The organism is Cytobacillus oceanisediminis 2691 (assembly GCF_000294775.2).
GTDB classification, from domain to species: domain Bacteria; phylum Bacillota; class Bacilli; order Bacillales; family Cytobacillaceae; genus Cytobacillus; species Cytobacillus pseudoceanisediminis.
Map to the genome: position 1 here is coordinate 4096614 of NZ_CP015506.1, position 17213 is coordinate 4113826.

Consider the following 17213-nt stretch of genomic DNA (forward strand, 5'->3'; position numbering starts at 1 on the left):
CTTAAAAATCTTCTTACGAAAGCACCGTTAAAAACAAAACCATCAAATTAATTGAATATAAAAAAAATACAGAAATTATGTTAAAATCCCAATTAGAGGGAATTTATGTGAGGTGCTGCAATGTGCAATCTAAGGATAAAATGCGAAAAGTCCAAGGTAAGTATCGAGAAAAAGTTCGAAAAAGAAACGAAGCTGAAGAATATAAAAATGAAATATTTTTTATCTTCATTCTTATCATTTTAATTTTTATTATTAACTCCGGTTCGCTTTTCTTGGATAGAGATGTAAAAATATGGATACGGGCACCAGGTGAAATCAAGCCTTCTGTAGATGAATTGTTGTTAGGAAAAGAGTAATGCCAACCTTAGTTAACCATTAGCTTAGGGTATTGGTAGTTGAATAAAAGGAGTGAAATAATATAAATGAAAAAAACTTTGATTTCACTTGCAGGCGGTTTAATATTAGGGCTTATTTCCTCAATTTTAATACTTAATTATAACGGCTGGACATACATTCATCACAATAAGAATGGAGAGGTTGAGAAGGTAATTAATGAATTGGATTTTAACCTGTTAACAAATTCTTTACTCCTAATCTTTGCATCCACCATTTTAATTTATGTCCTAATTTCATTCTTTGAAAAGCGTAAAAATAAAGTTAAAAAATAGAATATGAAATTACTAATTATCTGATTAGATATTCTAAAAAGAAGAATAATCAACATATTTTTAAAACTCTTTTTGACTTAGTTCGTTTACTGTATAGATATCCAGATTTTTTTGCTTGATAATCTTACCCGAATTGATTGGTAATCTATGTGAAGATACCCCCAGCTATCAATTTTCCAATAGCAAAAAAAAAAACGAAAACCGTTTTAATTGTTATGTACTGATACTAGCTACAAACTACAAGAAAATACTCTATTAAAGGCATTGAAACATGAGCCTATTGTTCTTGATGAAAAAGGATTTAATTAATAAAGATATTTCCAAACTTAATATCGTAAATAACTTTCACAAACTATTAAAGTATTGGATAGATATGTTTCATTGAGTTACGACCGTATTTCGAACCACCACCTCTATTTTGACACATTAAGTGTAATAAGAAATAGACAAAGATTACATACCTTTGCCAAAAATGTTCACTTATAGAGAAATCCATTAGTATTTTTTATATCTTAAATAATTAAAGTTTGAGGTAGGAACCTGTTTTATTATGTTGCCATCCTTATCCTTTTAAATTTCATACTCTCTGTAGGTTTCAACAGTATATCCCTCCTCTTCTTTATCTTTATCTTTCTCATGTAAATATTCTAACTCAGGTATAATGGTCTCTAAATTGTCATCGTTTGTTACTGAATTATTTTGTTCACTGGTTTCTGAATCATTTTGAACATTAGCATCTGTTTCTAAATATCCAATGTTAGACTTTTCTTGTGAAATAGCATCATCATTGAATAAAAAAAGGATTTTTTTGGAAGGTGTCGAAGGTATTAAGAGATTGTAAAAGGGGGAGTTTATTTGTCTAATAACGAAGCTTTGTCTAGAACTTTTTTGACTTTTGCCGAAAGAGAATGTAAGGGGTCTAGCTTATTATACGAATATTTGTCCAATAAAATTGCTAGGGATGACGGTCTTCTTGAAATATGTAGTAACGCACCTGAGGGACAACCTATTCCAAACCTATTATTTGGTGCTGTACACTTTCTCTTACTAAAAGGTATGGAACACCCATTAAAAGAGTATTACCCCAGTATTGTAAATAATCCAAAGTCATATAATGAATCGTTTGAATTATTTAAGGATTTTTGCTTCAAATACCGAGATGAAATTGAGTCGATACTCAAAACTAGGCTGGTTCAAACGAACGAAGTACGAAGATGTGCATACCTCTATCCTGCTTTTTGTACTATTTACGAGAAAGCAAAGAAACCATTATATCTTGTCGAAATTGGAACAAGTGCGGGGTTACAGCTTCTTTGGGATAAATATTCATATTCATACGGGCAAAATAATATTTATGGTAGTATAGATTCAAAGCTTAATATTACAGCTGAAATAAAAGGAGAAATTACTCCAATCCTCCACTCGACACCACCACCGGTTTCAGCCAGGATTGGCTTAGATTTAAATACTATTGATTTAAATGATATCGAAGAGAACTTGTGGCTTAAATCCTTAATATGGACCGAACATAGTGAGAGGCTGTTTATGTTCGAAGAAGCTGCAAATTATATAAAAGAAAATCCAATAAGCTTAATTGACGGTGATGGGATAAGTTTATTATCTAAATATGTTGAGAAGGTTCCAAAGGAAAGTGTTATTTGCATTTTTCATACCCATGTTGCAAACCAAATGCCTTTAGAAATGAAAAAAAATCTGTTAAAAACTGTGAAAGATATTGGTAAGGTAAGAGATGTATTTCATATTTACAATAACGTTCAAGATAGATACTTACATCTAGATTATTATTTGGACGGTATTGAAAGTCAAAATACTATTGCAGAAACTGATGGACACGGTAGATGGTTTGAATGGTGTAAATGTCAACCCAAAAGTTGACCATGTCGCTCATGTAAAAGTTGACCACCCTCTTGTTACTTCGAATATGTTTCTTTGAGACGATAACTCTCTCCGTTCATTGGGATAATGTGGGCCTTGTGAGTCACTCGATCTAACAAGGCGGCGGTCATCTGTTCATCGTGAAAAACTTCTACCCATCGGCTAAACTCCCGATTGCTAGTGATAATCATGCTTCCTCTTTCATAACGAGTAGAAAAAAATTGAAACAGTAATTCGGCTGCTCTCTGGTGGTAGGGGATATAGCCAAGTTCATCAATAATCGTGACATCTGCAGCCAACCATTGTTTCTCCAACTGGAGGAGCCTTTTTTCGTCTTGGGCTTCCATCAGTTCATTCGATAGGCGGGCGGCCGTATAATATTTGACAGTATAGCCTTGATTAATCGCCTCTTCCCCTAACGCAATTGATAAATGCGACTTTCCTGTACCTGAGTTCCCAATAAAAATGACATTCCTTTTCTGCTGAATGTACTCTCCTTGAAAGATGTCCAGAATGCGTCTTTTTGGTACGTGGGGAGCCTCCTCAAATTGAAAAGAGAGGAGGTCCTTATGTACAGGGAATTGCGCCTTTTTTCTGGCTAACTCTTTCTTTTTGATTTCTCGCTCAGCTATTTCAATCGATAATAATTGAAAGAGAAATTCTTCATAGGTAATTTGTTGCTCATTTGCTTCGCGCAAATAAGCGTCAACTTGTTCACGTATAGTCGGCAAGCGCAGCCTTTTTAGATATTCATCCATTTGATAATGGTGTGTATTCAGTGAATATACCTCCCTTTCTGTAATAGTTGGTCATACGGGCTAAATGTAGGAGCCTTGACGGTGACGGACTGCTCCATTTCATATTTTATTGGGGCTGGCTTTGTTGCTTCCGGCTGAGTCATGAGGTAAAGATAATGCCTTACACTATCAGCTGTATATAGCTGCTCTTTTACACAACTTGCCACTGCCCTTTCTACTGTTTCCATCGTAAACTCCCGATGGAGTTTTAATAGTTGAATAAACTCTTTTCCATGCCCATACTTTGAAAGACTTCTCTTATAAAATTCTTGATAACTTGGTGGAAGATTAGCTCTTCGAACTGGGCGCGCATGCTGGATGGCCCTTGGTTTTCTCTCCAGTTCATCCAAGTAATGATCCACTTCAAAAATTTCTTGAAGCTTTTCGTATGAACGCTCATGTTTGGCTACACAGTTTCCGTCAATGTTTATTTCAATGTGATTTACATAAGCATTTATTTGTGCATCTTTCCGACCGGCATACCTAGTAGGTACCGAGTAGGCGTTTGTTTCAAAATTAACAAGCGAAAGACTGTTGACAGAGGCTCTTACCTTCCTTGCGCAAGGATGAGTACCAATAATCGGCAGAAGCTGTTGCTTCTCTAGTAAAAATCGTTCACCCACCTGTTCTTTCGTTTTTGGAACATAGGTTTCTTCATAGGCATCACATTGTTCTAAAAGATAGTGATTAAGTACCTGTAAGTCACTTACCTGTGGAACGGGAACTAAAAATTGAGCTCGTGCTGTTTGAACTAGTTTCTCTACTTGTCCTTTTTCATTTCCTTTTGCGGGTGCACAAAATTGGGCATCAAAAAGATAGTATGATCGAAACTGGATAAAGGCCTCCTGTTCTTCACGCTTGGTCCCTTCTAACACCTTCTTTACCGCTGTTTTCATATTGTCATAGACAATCGTTTTCGGGACACCACCGAAATAATCAAAGGCATCTGCGTGACCTTGAAATAACGCCTCCTGCCGTTGATGCTGAAACACTTTTACAAAAATCTTACGGCTATACAAAAGTCTCATACAAAAAAGCATTACCTTCGTTTCAATCCCATTTAAAAGCACAATGATTTCCCCCCAATCAAATTGGGCAAATTCACCGGGATCGAATTCCAACGGTATAGAGGAATTAGGAGTTTCTTTGAGCTGCTTATATTGGCGTACAAAACGGCGTACAGTGGATTCTCCACCTTTAAAGCCATATTCTTTCACCAAGCGTCTGTGGATTTGAGCAGCACTGTGACGCTGTTTTAGGGGGGCTGTTTCATCGTCCGTTAACCATCGGATAATAATTGGTTTAACGGGGTCGATGACCGGGTTGGTAACCGGCTTTGATCGTTGATAGGTTGGAATTTTATTCTGTTGTAAAGCTTTTCGAATGGTTTGTCTTGATAATGTAAGATCTTTCGCTAATTGTCGTATAGAACGACCTTCTTTAAAGTGCAATTTTCTGATAAGCTCTATATTAGCCATCTTTAACATCCTTTTTTTCCTCCCGAATCATGAAGTTCTCGACAAACTCTATGATAAGGGATTGGGTGTTAAGGGTGGTCAACTTTTTGGTTAGCGAATTGCGCTAAAGTGGTCAACTTTTATTTTAGCGTTTACACCGTGCAATACGTCCCATATTTTTGAACGCACAAATCCTGCACATATCCACCAGTCAGGTAAATTTAAAGTGCTTGCAACTTTTATAATCTCCATCATTTTTTCATCACATTGAATTACCTTAATCACATCTTCTTCATTCTTTAACATCTTGTAGTTCCCCTTTTATTATCGAACGTATATTCCCATTTTAGCACATTGAGATGCAGGGGAGAATATTCCATAAAATTTCGTTACTTAACCACCCTTATTCTAAAAGCAACAAAGGTTACGAAAACAGCCTTACTTTTATTCAAACAATAATATTTTAGGGTCTTTATTATAACAATGAACAATTATTGCGTGTAATTGTCCTCTGTGATGATAATCGTGAGCTAAAATTTCTAATAACCATTCATATCTGGAATATGAAATACCCTAAAAAGAAGTAATTTTTTGTTGAAGTTCTAACTCTGTGTACTTCAAATAGCTTTCTTCAAGTAGTTTAAAGTTATTTAGAATACCAGTTTTTATTTCATTTATCCCCATGTATTTAACTGATGAATAAAATTGATTCATTTCATCTTGTGTAGCACCATTTGCAATTAGCAAATCTGCTCTACATATATTCGCTATGTGTTCTAACAACTCACCGATAGAATGTTTATTAGAGGATGGTCTTTTTAGCAAATCGCTCTCATCTAATTTTTCCATTATCTCGATTGTTTTTGTTAATGCTATTTTTAGTTGATTTAATGCACTTTTACAGTATGGGTTCATTTTCTCCCCCTGTTGTTCTCTTTAATTTGATTTATCCTTTTATTCATTCTTATCCAAATATCCTGTTTCGTTAATAAAAAAGCGATATCTTCTTGTTCAGCAATCGCTTATCTTTAGTTAAAAGCCTTAAAGTTTTTTAGCAATACAAAACATTTCTGCAAAGTCATTGACAATAGTTTTGTCTAGGTTAGTTTTCAAATCATATTTCATTTTTTCTAATCCTTCTTCATAATCTTTATCGTTTATCAGAGTCAGTACAGAAATATCCCTGTTTACGGCATAATCTAAGTAATCCTTTACCCTTACATTTTCCATTCTGTACTCTATTTTTAAGTTTACTTGTAGGCCCATTGTTGTAAGCTCGTTAAAAATAACTTCTTTTTTCCAATACCTTTTTAAATCCTCATAATAAGCTGTTGGGAAGTAGTAATAAACCCACCATTTAGGCATATCGTGAATGGAAATATTATGTAATTTGTAAATGCCGCCCTTTGTTAATACACGATGTATCTCACTTAATGCTTGTTCCTTATTGCTATAATGGTGAAAGGCATAATTGTTTGAAATAAAATCAAACTCATCTGAATTATATGGCATATCTTCAACATTTGCATTAGTAAACTCTACATTTTTTACTTTTTCATTAGCCTTCTTAAGCATTCGGTCGGACAAGTCAAGTCCATTCCATCTTATATGAACTCCCTTAAAATAATTTACTTGTTTTTCAAGATAAAGACCTGTTCCACAAGATAAATCTAATACACTATATTCAAATTTCCTATTGTTCTCTATATAATCTTTCAAATCATAGTCTAATCTTATTTCATCAACACGGAACTGATTTTTATCGTATTTTTCAGCTATATTTGAGTAATTTGTTGTTTTCATAACATTCTCCTTATTTACTGCTTTTAACTTATACTTTAAGTGCCATCCCCTAAAGGCTATATCATTGTCCATTTGTATATTTATGGTCACCAATCATATACTTTGAGCTATAACCTAGCTTTGCATTGGATTAGTTGGAATGTTTTTGTTTCTCTATCTTCTAAAACAATAAAGTATGCAAATCACAATATGCTAATAATAAATAAGTGAAATCAGCACAGCTTCTAGGCTACCTTTTTTCCATAATAACACATTAGATAAGCGCAGACTGAATTTTCTGTAATTTACCCTGTTAGTCAAACAAGTAAAATGAGCTGCCGTAGCTGCCCTTTATTAGTTACAAGCATCCGCTTTTCTAACTAAATAAGATTGATTTTAATACCAAGTAAAAAGGGGATGTGTATAAAACGATTATTACAAGAGAACCATAAATTTAATCCCACGGCTGAGAACCTAATATGAAAAATTAAACGACTTATAACCATACTAAACAATGCAAACGAGAGCAATTTATAAACCATACTCTTTCTCCTTATAAACTTTTATTAAAATTAGCATGGTTTTTGTCCACTAAATATGTACTTAACTAACTTCCCCATTACTTGAATAAGGAAAATGCCTTGCTTACAAAAGCAAAGTACCCTTTAGTTCAACAAGGGTATGAAAACACTACTGCCACTCATAACCAGCAATCACCAGTTCGATTGTTTCTGGTACTATTTTTTGAAGAGAGTCTATTGTTGAAAAGCATTTTTTATTTGAGAACGCAGTAATATAATCACCATCATACCCTACCCAAAACATAGTGGAACTTTCAGTTAAAGTTACTATCGTAGTATTGGCTATCCACTTTAATTTAACGAGTCGGGTTCGATTTTTTTTAGTCTTTTTTACAGGATAAGATGACTCATATTCCCTTTCCTCTAATCGGAATACATCCTGTTTTAAGGACCATAATGATAAGTTCAACATGCTTCCATTCCCGTGCAAATAAGGATAATATGCTTTAAATTGCTGAGGGTTGCGGATAATTGCCTTTACAAAGAACGTATCTTTACGGCTACCCTTCATGTATTTGAACTCTATATTTTGCATCTTAAACAGTTCTTCGTACTCTGCCTGTTGTATATCATAGATTTCCGCAAGTGAATAAATAGGGTAATAATCTGGATTTTCCATCCAATTGCAAAAGAACTCTTCATGGGCATTTGTATAATCACCATCTATATAACAAGAAAACTCTACGCTATATTGGGACTCACCGTTAATCTCAAAAGGATAAGTGTTTTCAGGAGGGAAGTAGCTTATTTCCATCTTCATTTTAATCGCCTCTCTTAAAAGGTTTGAATAATTATATTTTTATTATCTTACCACCTAAAACTTTTTTTCTATGGCTTATTAGTTCCATAAGCTTGTTACACAAGTCGAGTAGAAGGGAGCCTTTCTACCTTGCGGTAAATTGTACTCCTCCCCCCTCACAGAACCGTGCTTGCGCTATTAACGCACACGGCTCCTCCTAGTTATCATTTACAGAATGTAGTTAATCTCTTTTCTAAGTTCATAGATATTCACTTTGATTCTTGGTGAAGGTAGTGGATATTTATTAAGAAAGAGCCTGAATTTATTCCATGTAAAGGATTTCCTTTGACTTCTTCTGTTTAGCCATTTAAATAGTAAGCGCTGGATTTTCTCTTTAAAGTTGTTAACAGTTTGGGTGTTATCAGTGATGCAATAATAGTTGTAATAACCTATTAGTGAGCGTTTAAATCTATCCATAATCATATGAATATCTTTATTCCTATTATTCTTCAGCCATTCTTTCGTTTCTTTTAGTTTACCTTGAACTTTCCTCCTGCTGGTTTTCCGCTTTACTCGGAAATTACCCTGTTTACTTACGCCACAATAGTGGGTAAACCCGAGGAAATCAAAGGTGTCTGGTTTGCCAGTCCCGTCACGTTTTGCATTCTTTTCCGCAAACCGTCCGAAGGGAATTATTTTAGTTTTATCCTCGGCTATTTCCAGGTTAAATTTCTTTAATCTCGCTTTTAATGAATGGAAGAATTGCTGGGCTTCACTTTTATTCTGAAAACAACAAACAAAATCATCTGCGTATCTAACTATATATGCTTGGCCTTTACATTGTTTCCTAACCACTTTTTCAAACCATAGATCAAGAACATAATGGAGATAGACATTGGCTAATATCGGAGATATCACTCCACCTTGCGGTGTACCATTGTCTGTCTTGTATTTCTTACCTTCCTCCATATATCCACCTTTAAGAAACCTGCTGATTATTCTCAGTAGGTTAGGGTCAGTGATTCGGAGTTTCAAGAATTCCATCATCCATTTGTGGTCAACGTTATCAAAGAATCCTTTAATATCTACATCGACTACATAGCTTACTGCTCTCTTCTCAATATATTGATTCAGTATTTTCAGCGCATCGTGGCAGTTTCTATTTGGACGGAACCCAAATGAGCAGTCTAAAAAGTCATTTTCATAGATGGCATTTAGTATTTTCGTAATGCCCTTTTGAACAATTTTATCTTCATGTTCCGGTATTCCCAATGGTCTCATCTTGTTTGAGTTGAGCTTTGGGATATACATTCGTCTTACTGGAACAGGACGGTAACTTTTGCTTTTAAGCCTACTTACTAAATCCTCTATGTTTTCTTCTAGGCTGTCACTGTATTGTTCTTTTGTCGTTCCGTTGATACCAGTTGCCTTTTTATTAGGCAATTCATGATGACACTGAGTTAAAGATTGCTCATTCAATAAATGTGCAAGAGAGGTAAACTTCATTTTAGGCTCAGATTTTGCTAATTCTGCTATCCTTAGTAGTTTTGTTTCCATTTATTATTCCTACCTCTGTGTGTAGTAAATGTGTCCCTAGTAAGGGTGATAACTGGTAGCTAGCCTTCCCTCCATCGGCATTACCCAACTTCATTGGTACTACGCTGCTATCCGACTCCCTACCATCGGCATTTGGTTTCCTTGCTTGTTATCGCTTGTAGACCATACTCTTCAGAAGAAAAGACCGGTAGGGTCTCCCGAGTTGCCGTATCATATCAATGTGTAACGTGCCAAGGTCTCTGACTCCAGAGAGGTCTTACCCTTCTTGCCTTTGACAAAGGATAAAATGTAGCTTTCTGCACGCAGGTAAGGCATCAGCCCTCTCGATTTACAAACGTTTATGGAGCTCAATCCCTTCAACCATATGGCTTTCGGCCCGCCACCTAACTGTCTACGCTTAAAGACTAAAGTTACCTTTAGCCCTCCAAGACTCGCTACGAGCGAATGGCTAGTTCTTACTCGGCGGGAATCCCACCCGCTATATGATACGACCTACGCTCGGCCGCACACCTGACCCGTTTGTAGAATAAGAAAAGTACTGTCTGGAATGGCAGTACAATTTCAACTAAGCACCATTTAGTTAAAGTACATTTCTTGCTTTTTCTTACTCTTATTGACCATTTCTTTGTATTACTGAAATGCTTGGAGGTTCAGTCGATATTACATCAATTATGTGATTTAAGGCATTTATCCCATAGTGTTTGAACGGTCCAGGATAAATTTCGTCTGCTATGGTGCCGACTTCAATAAAGTTAAGATATCGGGATTTTGAATACAGAGAAAAAACCCTTCCTTCATAATGCTCGTACGCATCTATTGTAGTAAAACTCTCATTTCTAACTGAGTAAGCAATGTACCAATCAAATTTAAGTCGAATAATGGGGAGTGTTTCGTCCACATCTATGGAGCCATAAGATGAAGAAGTATCATTTTCACAGACTAGAATATCATTTCTTATACAACGGTCAATATCGATGATTAACGTGTTATCCTCGGGTTCGAATATTGAGTTTAAGTAAATATAACCTTGATATTGAAGTAGTTCAGAGTAATTCATATAAACCCCTTTCCTAAACGAACCTTCCTCTTTATCCGAATAAAGTGCCGCCTGGTTGTTAGCATACTCTGGACTCTTACACCAGTGGAATATATGTTATGACTTTAAAAAGATTTCAGCCTCATTCTTTATCCTTAAAATTACATCGTCTTCATTAAAATCTCTCGCTGCATAATCATAATCTAGCCTATCAATCATTTCATTAAGTTCGAACCAAGTATATAATTCGTCTGGATAATCCAATTCCATAGCAACAATTTGAAAAATCATATTCGTTAAATCGAAAATCTCTTTGTGGTCATTAACTTGTATTATTCTATCTGCTAAAAGACCTATGTAGGCTCTTGCACATACCTCAAAGATTGGCTCCTTTATTCCCAACTCAATTATAGCTCTATTAAAGTACACCTCAACTTCAAAAATATTATCATTGGAGGTAAATGAAGAGAGGATTGGTATCGATGGTGATGTTACGCTTCTTTCTAATAAACTGTGTGACCAATTTACATAATCCTCAGTTGAAACTGTTCCCTTTCGAATTTTATAAAATAAAACATTAGTTTCCACTTCATCACCTCCAATAAACATTCTTTTCAGAACCTTAAATCCTTTTTGCATAAAGCTGCCTGATAAGGAATTCAATAATAAAAAGCGATAATTGTCCATGATTAGGGCACCCGATAGTCCAAGAAAGTGTCTTACAACTCACCAATAAACCAGATTTCTCCAGAATGAACTTCTCCTTCTTCTTCAGTAATTACTTCGTTAAAGCCTTTAACATATAAATATTCTGGGATTTGTATTCTCCATTCACTTTCAAAATTCCTATCTTTAGTAATGGAAATCCACTTCTGATATTGGTCATTCCTCTCAAAGAAACCTTCAAAGTATGAATTACCGGAAAACACTATAATTTGCGAGTCCCATAACCTTTGGAAATCTATTGCAACAACCACACGAGTTTTTTCGGAAGTGATTGGCTTTATTTTAATCAAGTGTTCAGCTCTAGATATGAGAGTTTCAATACATATCTTTTTTACCTCGAAGGGTGTTTTACTTGAAGAAATAAAATCTTGTGCAACAGGCAAGTGAAGATGCCAATATCCGTTATAAAAATCTGAAGGGAACTCGATTGTTTCTTGTACAATTCTGTTAACCATATTTTTTGTTTTTCGTTTTAAACCTCGTATTTTTTTATCACGCATTCATTAACTCCTTATTTGTTTTATTATACTGTTCTTCCACTAAACTGCCTTTTGGTTGAATAACAAATAGGGAATCGCCAAAGGACTCCCATCTTAAACAAAAGCCCCCGTCGAAAAGTGTTATTGAACATCATCTGATTATGTCCGGTTTCCTTATCCTATTACAATACTATATGAAATATTAAGTTTATCCGAAACCCAAGCTTGAAAAATCCTATCTATTTCTATTTTTAGTGCTTCATCATCCATATCCTCATCAATACCTAATTCTTTAAGAGTAAATGTTTCTGTAGCCTCTGTACCTTCAAATTTTGTACTACTGAATGAAAAAGTAACTTTCTTACACATTGGTTCTTTTCCTATTTTAACTCTGAATAAATTCACCTTTATTACAGTTTACAGTTTTCCTTCTTATTGCACTATACTGCATCGTTAGCACAAAAAGCGGCTGTCCATTTAAGAACAATCGCCCTTCCTTTATTCATTTGGCTCTGTTAAATAATATTGTTGATATTAAATTAAAATCAAGGACCTCAAAAAAAGGTCCTTGATTATTGAAGAAAAGTACCTTTAGCTTAATAACTGAAGTCCGACTTTTTCAATCCATTCACCTTTACCATCTGCAAGTAAAGTATTCCAACCTAGATTTTTTGCTTCAATCAGATTTTTCTTTTGGTCATCAACGAATAACACATTATCCTTGCCGTTAAAGTAGGAATTAACTTTTAAGTATATTTCGACTTTTGGTTTACAATATCCCACATCACCAGAAATAGTTATACTTTTTATGTAGTCTTCATAGGGCCTGATTATATGTTCCACCCATTCTTTGCGATGATTACTTAACAAATGGATATCAGCATACTTACTCCATTTAATGATTTCTTCAAGAGCAGGCAATGGTTTAATCAATGATAATAATTTATTTTTGGCATACTCTTTATTAATTGTTGGAAACCTTTTTATCAACCTAGCCCAAAATTGTACTTCTTCAATTTTTCCTGTCCATAACTCTTCACGAACTTCCTTTCTAAACTTAATTAAGTCATCGCATGAAACCTCAAATCTTGAAGATAAATCTTCCCAAAATATCGGGGAAAAGTTAGTTGCAATTACTCCTGCAATATCTAAAATTAAGATGGGTTTTGGGCTCACCTATTTCAACCTCCTTTCCATCAATCTAAGTTTAATTAATGCTCTAACCCTTTATCTTTTGCATAGGTTTTGAAGGCTCGCCACGCATTAGTACAGAGGACATTGGAATTGGTTAGCTTTGAGTCGATTGCTTTCTCTAAGCGGGCTTTTACACGCTAGACACGCTAGAAAGGCATAATAAATACATGTACGAACATAAAAGTTTAAAGTTTCAAAATATTCCAACACAAAAGGGGAATAGTCCTTTTTACTAATCTGCTTCTTAGCTTAAAAAGGAATTTAACGATAAAGGCGGTTAATCCTTCCTGGATAAACACACCCGTTTATTTAATTACATTTCTTCACAAACTTACTAGAGAAATGCTGTCCCCTATTGTTGAATATGAAAAACCGCCGGTTTTTTGGCAGCTCTTTTTTTCATCATCAGTTAATTTTTCAAGTATTGTATACCTGCTTCACTATCTTTTACAAAGACCTCCATACTGCCAATCATTTTTTCATTCACAAATACCTCTAGTTCCCACATTCCCGATTCCGGGAAAGATATTGAAGTTGAGGCTATTGATGCAGGAGTAATTTCATTCTTTATTGCGGAATTGAATGAATTATTATCATTTAATGGCAATGGTTTATATTTTCTAGGTAAATCTTTTATTGATTTTATTTTATTAATAATTTTTCCTTTGGATATAAAGTCTTGTCCTGTCTCTTGATTCTTCCCTCTTATCTTTAGATTTCCCGTAAGCTGCTGGTTATCGGATTTCCAAAAAAGCCAATCCAATTGAATGTCTTTCCCTTTTATCAACGGTATATCCAAAAAACCAAACTTACCTCTTTCTCCTCTTACCTCATAAAGCATCAATACACCTTTTACTTTTTCATTTATTGTAAAAGTAGGTGTTTGCTCTGATGGATTACCAGGAGGAATTTTAATAGAGTCGCTTTTTTTGACATCTTCTTCATAAGTTGGCTCTTTAGCTTTTACAAATTTTGCATTACTTTCTTCAAACGAACAACCAGTAAGCAGCAGTAAGCAAATTCCAAATACATAAAATAACCTCATATTTACTCCTTTCATTCAGGTGCTTTTCTTTTATATATAATAGACGTTTAATCCCTATCTTCGTTTCAATTTTATGTAAAAAAAGTGAATATATACAATCTCTTCTTCAGCTAAGATGCTCCTTTTGACAATAAAAAAAACTGCCAAACGACAGCCTAAACATTATCTCTTGCATTTGGTAGCTTAATAAGTAAATTAACTAAAAATTGTAACTTTTCTCTCGATTCTTTCAGCTCTAGATATAAGTTATTGAACCCCTGAAATACTTTGACAGTCTCCTCTATCAAGAAATTAATGTCAACAAGATAGCAACTAAAAAATTGGGTGCTCCAAATACCACAAAAGAAAGCATTCTATTGTACCTTTTTTGCCTTTCAGAACTTGTTTCAGTAGCAAAATTAGCTCTGATTCTATCACCACTTATAAAAACTCCCGAAAGTAATCCTGCTATTAAAAGGCAACCTAATCCTATACCGCCTGAAATTAAAATAAACGCATCCAAATTTGTAGAAAAACCAAAGAGAAAAAGGAAAAATGATAGTAAAATACCAAGCAAAAAACTTTTTTTCACTTTTTAACATCTCCTTTTTCACTATATATACGGAACAACACCCTAAAGGTTTCATGATAATAAAAATAAACTACACTTAAAATAATTATTTTTTTTATTAAACAATCCCCGTTTGTTCAATAAGGATATCAATAAAAACCTATTTCCATTTGGGTCAAGGCAAAGGGTTTACTAAGTAATTTCACCGACATTCTTATAACTTTACCATCCATTTCAGCCTGATTTTTTTCATCCCGTTTTTCTCATAAAATGCTAACGCATTTTGGTTACTTGTTGAAACTCGAAGATGATATTCCTTAAGGTTACTGGCTTTAAAGAATTTAAGTGCATAATCGTGGAGTTTAAATCCTAGTCCCATTCCACGTTTTTCTGGAATAAGATAATATAAGTTAACATATCCAATTTCTTTTCCATCATATTGTTTCACTGTCAACTCAAGTTAACCAATTGGTTCATCGTTTTCAAACCCTAATACAAAGCCATTTGGATATTTTGTCGACTGTCGTTTTAACCAATTTAAATATTCTTGTTCCTCACCAAAGTCCTTATCCGAACCAAAGCTAACCACAAAAGAGTCTCTGCGAAAAGAAATTACATACTTTTGATGCTGGTGTATATCGGTATGAAATCCATAATCTCCCCACCTTCTATTGTAAAAACGTCTGTAATCGCTATGAAAAATGCCACTCCTTCTTCAACAAACCTGCCCCTTTTGTTGAAGAAGAATTGCATCTGAGATGGTGCACTTGAGTTCCTGGCAGCCGTATTTTAAATAAATGCACCAGTTAGTTTAAGAAGAATTGAGTTAATAAATATATCTAAAATTCTCATGTTTCCCATACTTGATAAAAGTTTTAAATTCTTCTCCATCATTTTTATCCTTTAACAAAGCATCCATCTTATCATCTTTAATATTGTAATGTCTCTTATTTAGAAAGCCTGCACTTCGGATTGTTGGATGGTCTAAAATTGGTGATAAGTCACCATCTAACACATTAGTATTAACAAATCTAAAATCAATTAGGTTAGGAAAATGATATAAAAAATTCAAATTCTCAAGGTTACCACAAGAGTTAAGGCGCAGAACCCGAAGATTTTTCAGAGAGAATAATTCTTCATTCGGTACAAATTTCTTTGATTGGTTAATATGTAAATGTTCTAGCGTATCGGATAATCCAGACAAACCAAAATCATTATGTAATTTAGTACAGTAATGTAATTCAAAACGCTTTAATTTATTCATTTTTTCTATTCCAAGGAAATCTTGTAAATTGGACCAGTTTAATTCTAGATAGAGGAGATTTTTAGGAATACCAACAAAGCTGCCTAGCTTATTCTTTTTATGATGCCAAAGAGTTAAATACTCAATGTTTTCAAGCTCCATCTCATTAAATACATCTTCTTTTAAGTTAAAGTAAGCCTGAAGTTTTTCTGGTATTTGTTCAAACCAAATCGTATTATCTCTCCAGTTATCCATTTTGAATCGCTCCTATATTCCTATTAGTTCTTTTATCTTATCATTTGGACTTATTTAACTAACTGTCCCTTTTGTTGAAAAGGGACAAGACCGACTGAAACAGCAGCCGGTTCTAAAACCCGTTAGTTCAATTATTTACTTTCCCATTTTAGCGTTGTTGTATGCTTCTTTAATCAATGGATATATTGTTTTAAAATTGTATACTAAATCATCTATTGTTTTTATTGGTTTAACGAACCCCACATTATATACTCCCCATCTGATTCTTTCTGGTTCAATACATGTAGATATATATGGCTTTTCAGACACTTCCCATATTATACCTGCCCTGCTACCATTAGGTGCTTGAACAAATCCATCTCCAAACGTACAGCCTACTTCTTCATCGAAATCAAAGTGGTCACTGATTTCTCCATAGATAAACCCGTCAATATCTGTTTCTATTACCAAGGGAAAACCATTATAGACTCGGTGTTTCATATAAATCCACTCGCTTTTTCAAATATTTCCTGTCTTAATAACATTCCACTATAAGGCTGCAGCTCCTTCTTCCACTATCAAACCTAGCTATAAAGGCATAATAAATACATATACAAATTTAAGAACCTGAAGTTTCAAAACATTCAAGAAACCAAAAGGAGAAGTAATCATTTTTATGTTATCCTGCCCGGTTAATTTATGTACTATCATTTACATTACATGTTTTGGGTTTACACAAATACCCATTTCACTTGTTTAATTGATAAAATCAGTAATTGGAAACTGTAGGTGTTTTGTTATGCTGTTATTATCTTCTCCCTAGTATTAAAACTACTTAGTAAAACAAACATAATTAATCTCTTTTTGGGCGAAGTTTTAAAAATAGAGATAGCATAATTACACTATTAAAAATCAAGATATTCCCTTGCATTTCTGAGATAGGAGCAAATTCAGGAATAATGTCGCCTATCGCAAAAAAAGGCAAAAATAGCACCATAACAATTATTAATATAAAGATATTTTGAGTTTTAATATTGCCTTTTAATCTTAAAAAGTCAAGATAGTAAACCCCTATAGAACTTGCTAAAATATGACTAAAGAAAAATGATGATGGCTGTCTTCCCATTACAAATAAAATTATAGGACCAAGACTGTACAAAAAAAGAGCCAACTGAAGGCTCCTAACTTTGATAATCATTAGACACCCCCTCCTATAATTTTGTATTAGA

The 17213-nt window shown here is 34.2% G+C and carries 20 protein-coding genes and 1 pseudogene; 3 read left to right on the forward strand and 18 right to left on the reverse strand.

The annotated features are described in order from the left end of the window. Positions 1–122: 122 nt before the first annotated feature. The 3 genes from A361_RS20615 (at position 123) to A361_RS20625 (ending at position 2564) form a co-directional block, all read left to right on the forward strand. Positions 123–356 (forward strand): hypothetical protein, encoded by a 234-nt coding sequence (locus A361_RS20615; protein WP_019380125.1) that lies wholly within the window; start codon positions 123–125, stop codon positions 354–356. A gap of 66 nt (positions 357–422) precedes the next feature. Further along, on the forward strand, positions 423–668 hold the full coding sequence (locus tag A361_RS20620; RefSeq protein WP_019380124.1) for a hypothetical protein: 246 nt from the start codon (positions 423–425) through the stop codon (positions 666–668). Positions 669–1523: 855 nt separating this feature from the next. Further along, complete coding sequence (locus A361_RS20625) at positions 1524–2564, forward strand: DUF2332 domain-containing protein (RefSeq protein ID WP_019380123.1); 1041 nt, start codon at positions 1524–1526, stop codon at positions 2562–2564. Positions 2565–2599: 35 nt separating this feature from the next. Here the strand turns inward: A361_RS20625 and istB are convergent, their stop codons facing one another. The 18 genes and pseudogenes from istB to A361_RS20715 all read right to left on the reverse strand — a co-directional run bounded on the left by istB (position 2600) and on the right by A361_RS20715 (position 17182). Next, positions 2600–3322: an IS21-like element helper ATPase IstB gene (istB, locus tag A361_RS20630; RefSeq protein WP_019380289.1), complete on the reverse strand. Its 723-nt coding sequence runs from the start codon at positions 3320–3322 to the stop codon at positions 2600–2602. A gap of 17 nt (positions 3323–3339) precedes the next feature. Then, the gene (gene istA, locus A361_RS20635; RefSeq protein ID WP_019380290.1) at positions 3340–4848 is read right to left on the reverse strand and encodes an IS21 family transposase; all 1509 of its coding nucleotides are present in this window, start codon (positions 4846–4848) and stop codon (positions 3340–3342) included. Between the two features lie 81 nt (positions 4849–4929). Beyond that, positions 4930–5124: a nucleotidyltransferase family protein gene (locus A361_RS20640; RefSeq protein WP_064328221.1), complete on the reverse strand. Its 195-nt coding sequence runs from the start codon at positions 5122–5124 to the stop codon at positions 4930–4932. A 267-nt stretch (positions 5125–5391) separates the two neighbouring features. Further along, positions 5392–5733, reverse strand: a complete 342-nt coding sequence (locus A361_RS20645; protein ID WP_019380482.1) for a DinB family protein — start codon at positions 5731–5733, stop codon at positions 5392–5394. A gap of 126 nt (positions 5734–5859) precedes the next feature. After that, positions 5860–6621, reverse strand: a complete 762-nt coding sequence (locus A361_RS20650) for a class I SAM-dependent methyltransferase (protein WP_019380481.1) — start codon at positions 6619–6621, stop codon at positions 5860–5862. 669 nt (positions 6622–7290) lie between these two features. Next, positions 7291–7941, reverse strand: a complete 651-nt coding sequence (locus A361_RS20655; protein WP_019380480.1) for a hypothetical protein — start codon at positions 7939–7941, stop codon at positions 7291–7293. Positions 7942–8148: 207 nt separating this feature from the next. Continuing rightward, positions 8149–9477 (reverse strand): group II intron reverse transcriptase/maturase, encoded by a 1329-nt coding sequence (ltrA, locus tag A361_RS20660; RefSeq protein ID WP_019382772.1) that lies wholly within the window; start codon positions 9475–9477, stop codon positions 8149–8151. 1153 nt (positions 9478–10630) lie between these two features. Then, the gene (locus A361_RS20670) at positions 10631–11200 is read right to left on the reverse strand and encodes a hypothetical protein (RefSeq protein ID WP_019380436.1); all 570 of its coding nucleotides are present in this window, start codon (positions 11198–11200) and stop codon (positions 10631–10633) included. Between the two features lie 32 nt (positions 11201–11232). Beyond that, complete coding sequence (locus A361_RS20675; RefSeq protein ID WP_019380435.1) at positions 11233–11739, reverse strand: DUF3916 domain-containing protein; 507 nt, start codon at positions 11737–11739, stop codon at positions 11233–11235. A 153-nt stretch (positions 11740–11892) separates the two neighbouring features. Further along, positions 11893–12123 (reverse strand): hypothetical protein, encoded by a 231-nt coding sequence (locus A361_RS20680; protein WP_236887917.1) that lies wholly within the window; start codon positions 12121–12123, stop codon positions 11893–11895. 186 nt (positions 12124–12309) lie between these two features. After that, positions 12310–12894, reverse strand: a complete 585-nt coding sequence (locus A361_RS20685) for an HAD family hydrolase (protein WP_019380433.1) — start codon at positions 12892–12894, stop codon at positions 12310–12312. Between the two features lie 38 nt (positions 12895–12932). Next, positions 12933–13043, reverse strand: a pseudogene (locus A361_RS29735) (IS1595 family transposase); the annotation flags it as partial. Positions 13044–13321: 278 nt separating this feature from the next. After that, entirely contained in the window at positions 13322–13972 is a 651-nt protein-coding gene (locus A361_RS20690) for a hypothetical protein (RefSeq protein WP_236887918.1), read from the reverse strand. A 268-nt stretch (positions 13973–14240) separates the two neighbouring features. Beyond that, entirely contained in the window at positions 14241–14528 is a 288-nt protein-coding gene (locus A361_RS20695; RefSeq protein WP_019380431.1) for a DUF5316 domain-containing protein, read from the reverse strand. Positions 14529–14721: 193 nt separating this feature from the next. After that, complete coding sequence (locus A361_RS31000) at positions 14722–14955, reverse strand: GNAT family N-acetyltransferase (protein ID WP_236888081.1); 234 nt, start codon at positions 14953–14955, stop codon at positions 14722–14724. A gap of 378 nt (positions 14956–15333) precedes the next feature. Then, positions 15334–16005, reverse strand: a complete 672-nt coding sequence (locus A361_RS20705) for a hypothetical protein (RefSeq protein WP_019380429.1) — start codon at positions 16003–16005, stop codon at positions 15334–15336. 135 nt (positions 16006–16140) lie between these two features. Further along, positions 16141–16485, reverse strand: a complete 345-nt coding sequence (locus A361_RS20710) for a hypothetical protein (protein ID WP_019380428.1) — start codon at positions 16483–16485, stop codon at positions 16141–16143. A gap of 352 nt (positions 16486–16837) precedes the next feature. Next, positions 16838–17182 (reverse strand): hypothetical protein, encoded by a 345-nt coding sequence (locus tag A361_RS20715; RefSeq protein WP_019380427.1) that lies wholly within the window; start codon positions 17180–17182, stop codon positions 16838–16840. Positions 17183–17213 lie beyond the last annotated feature (31 nt).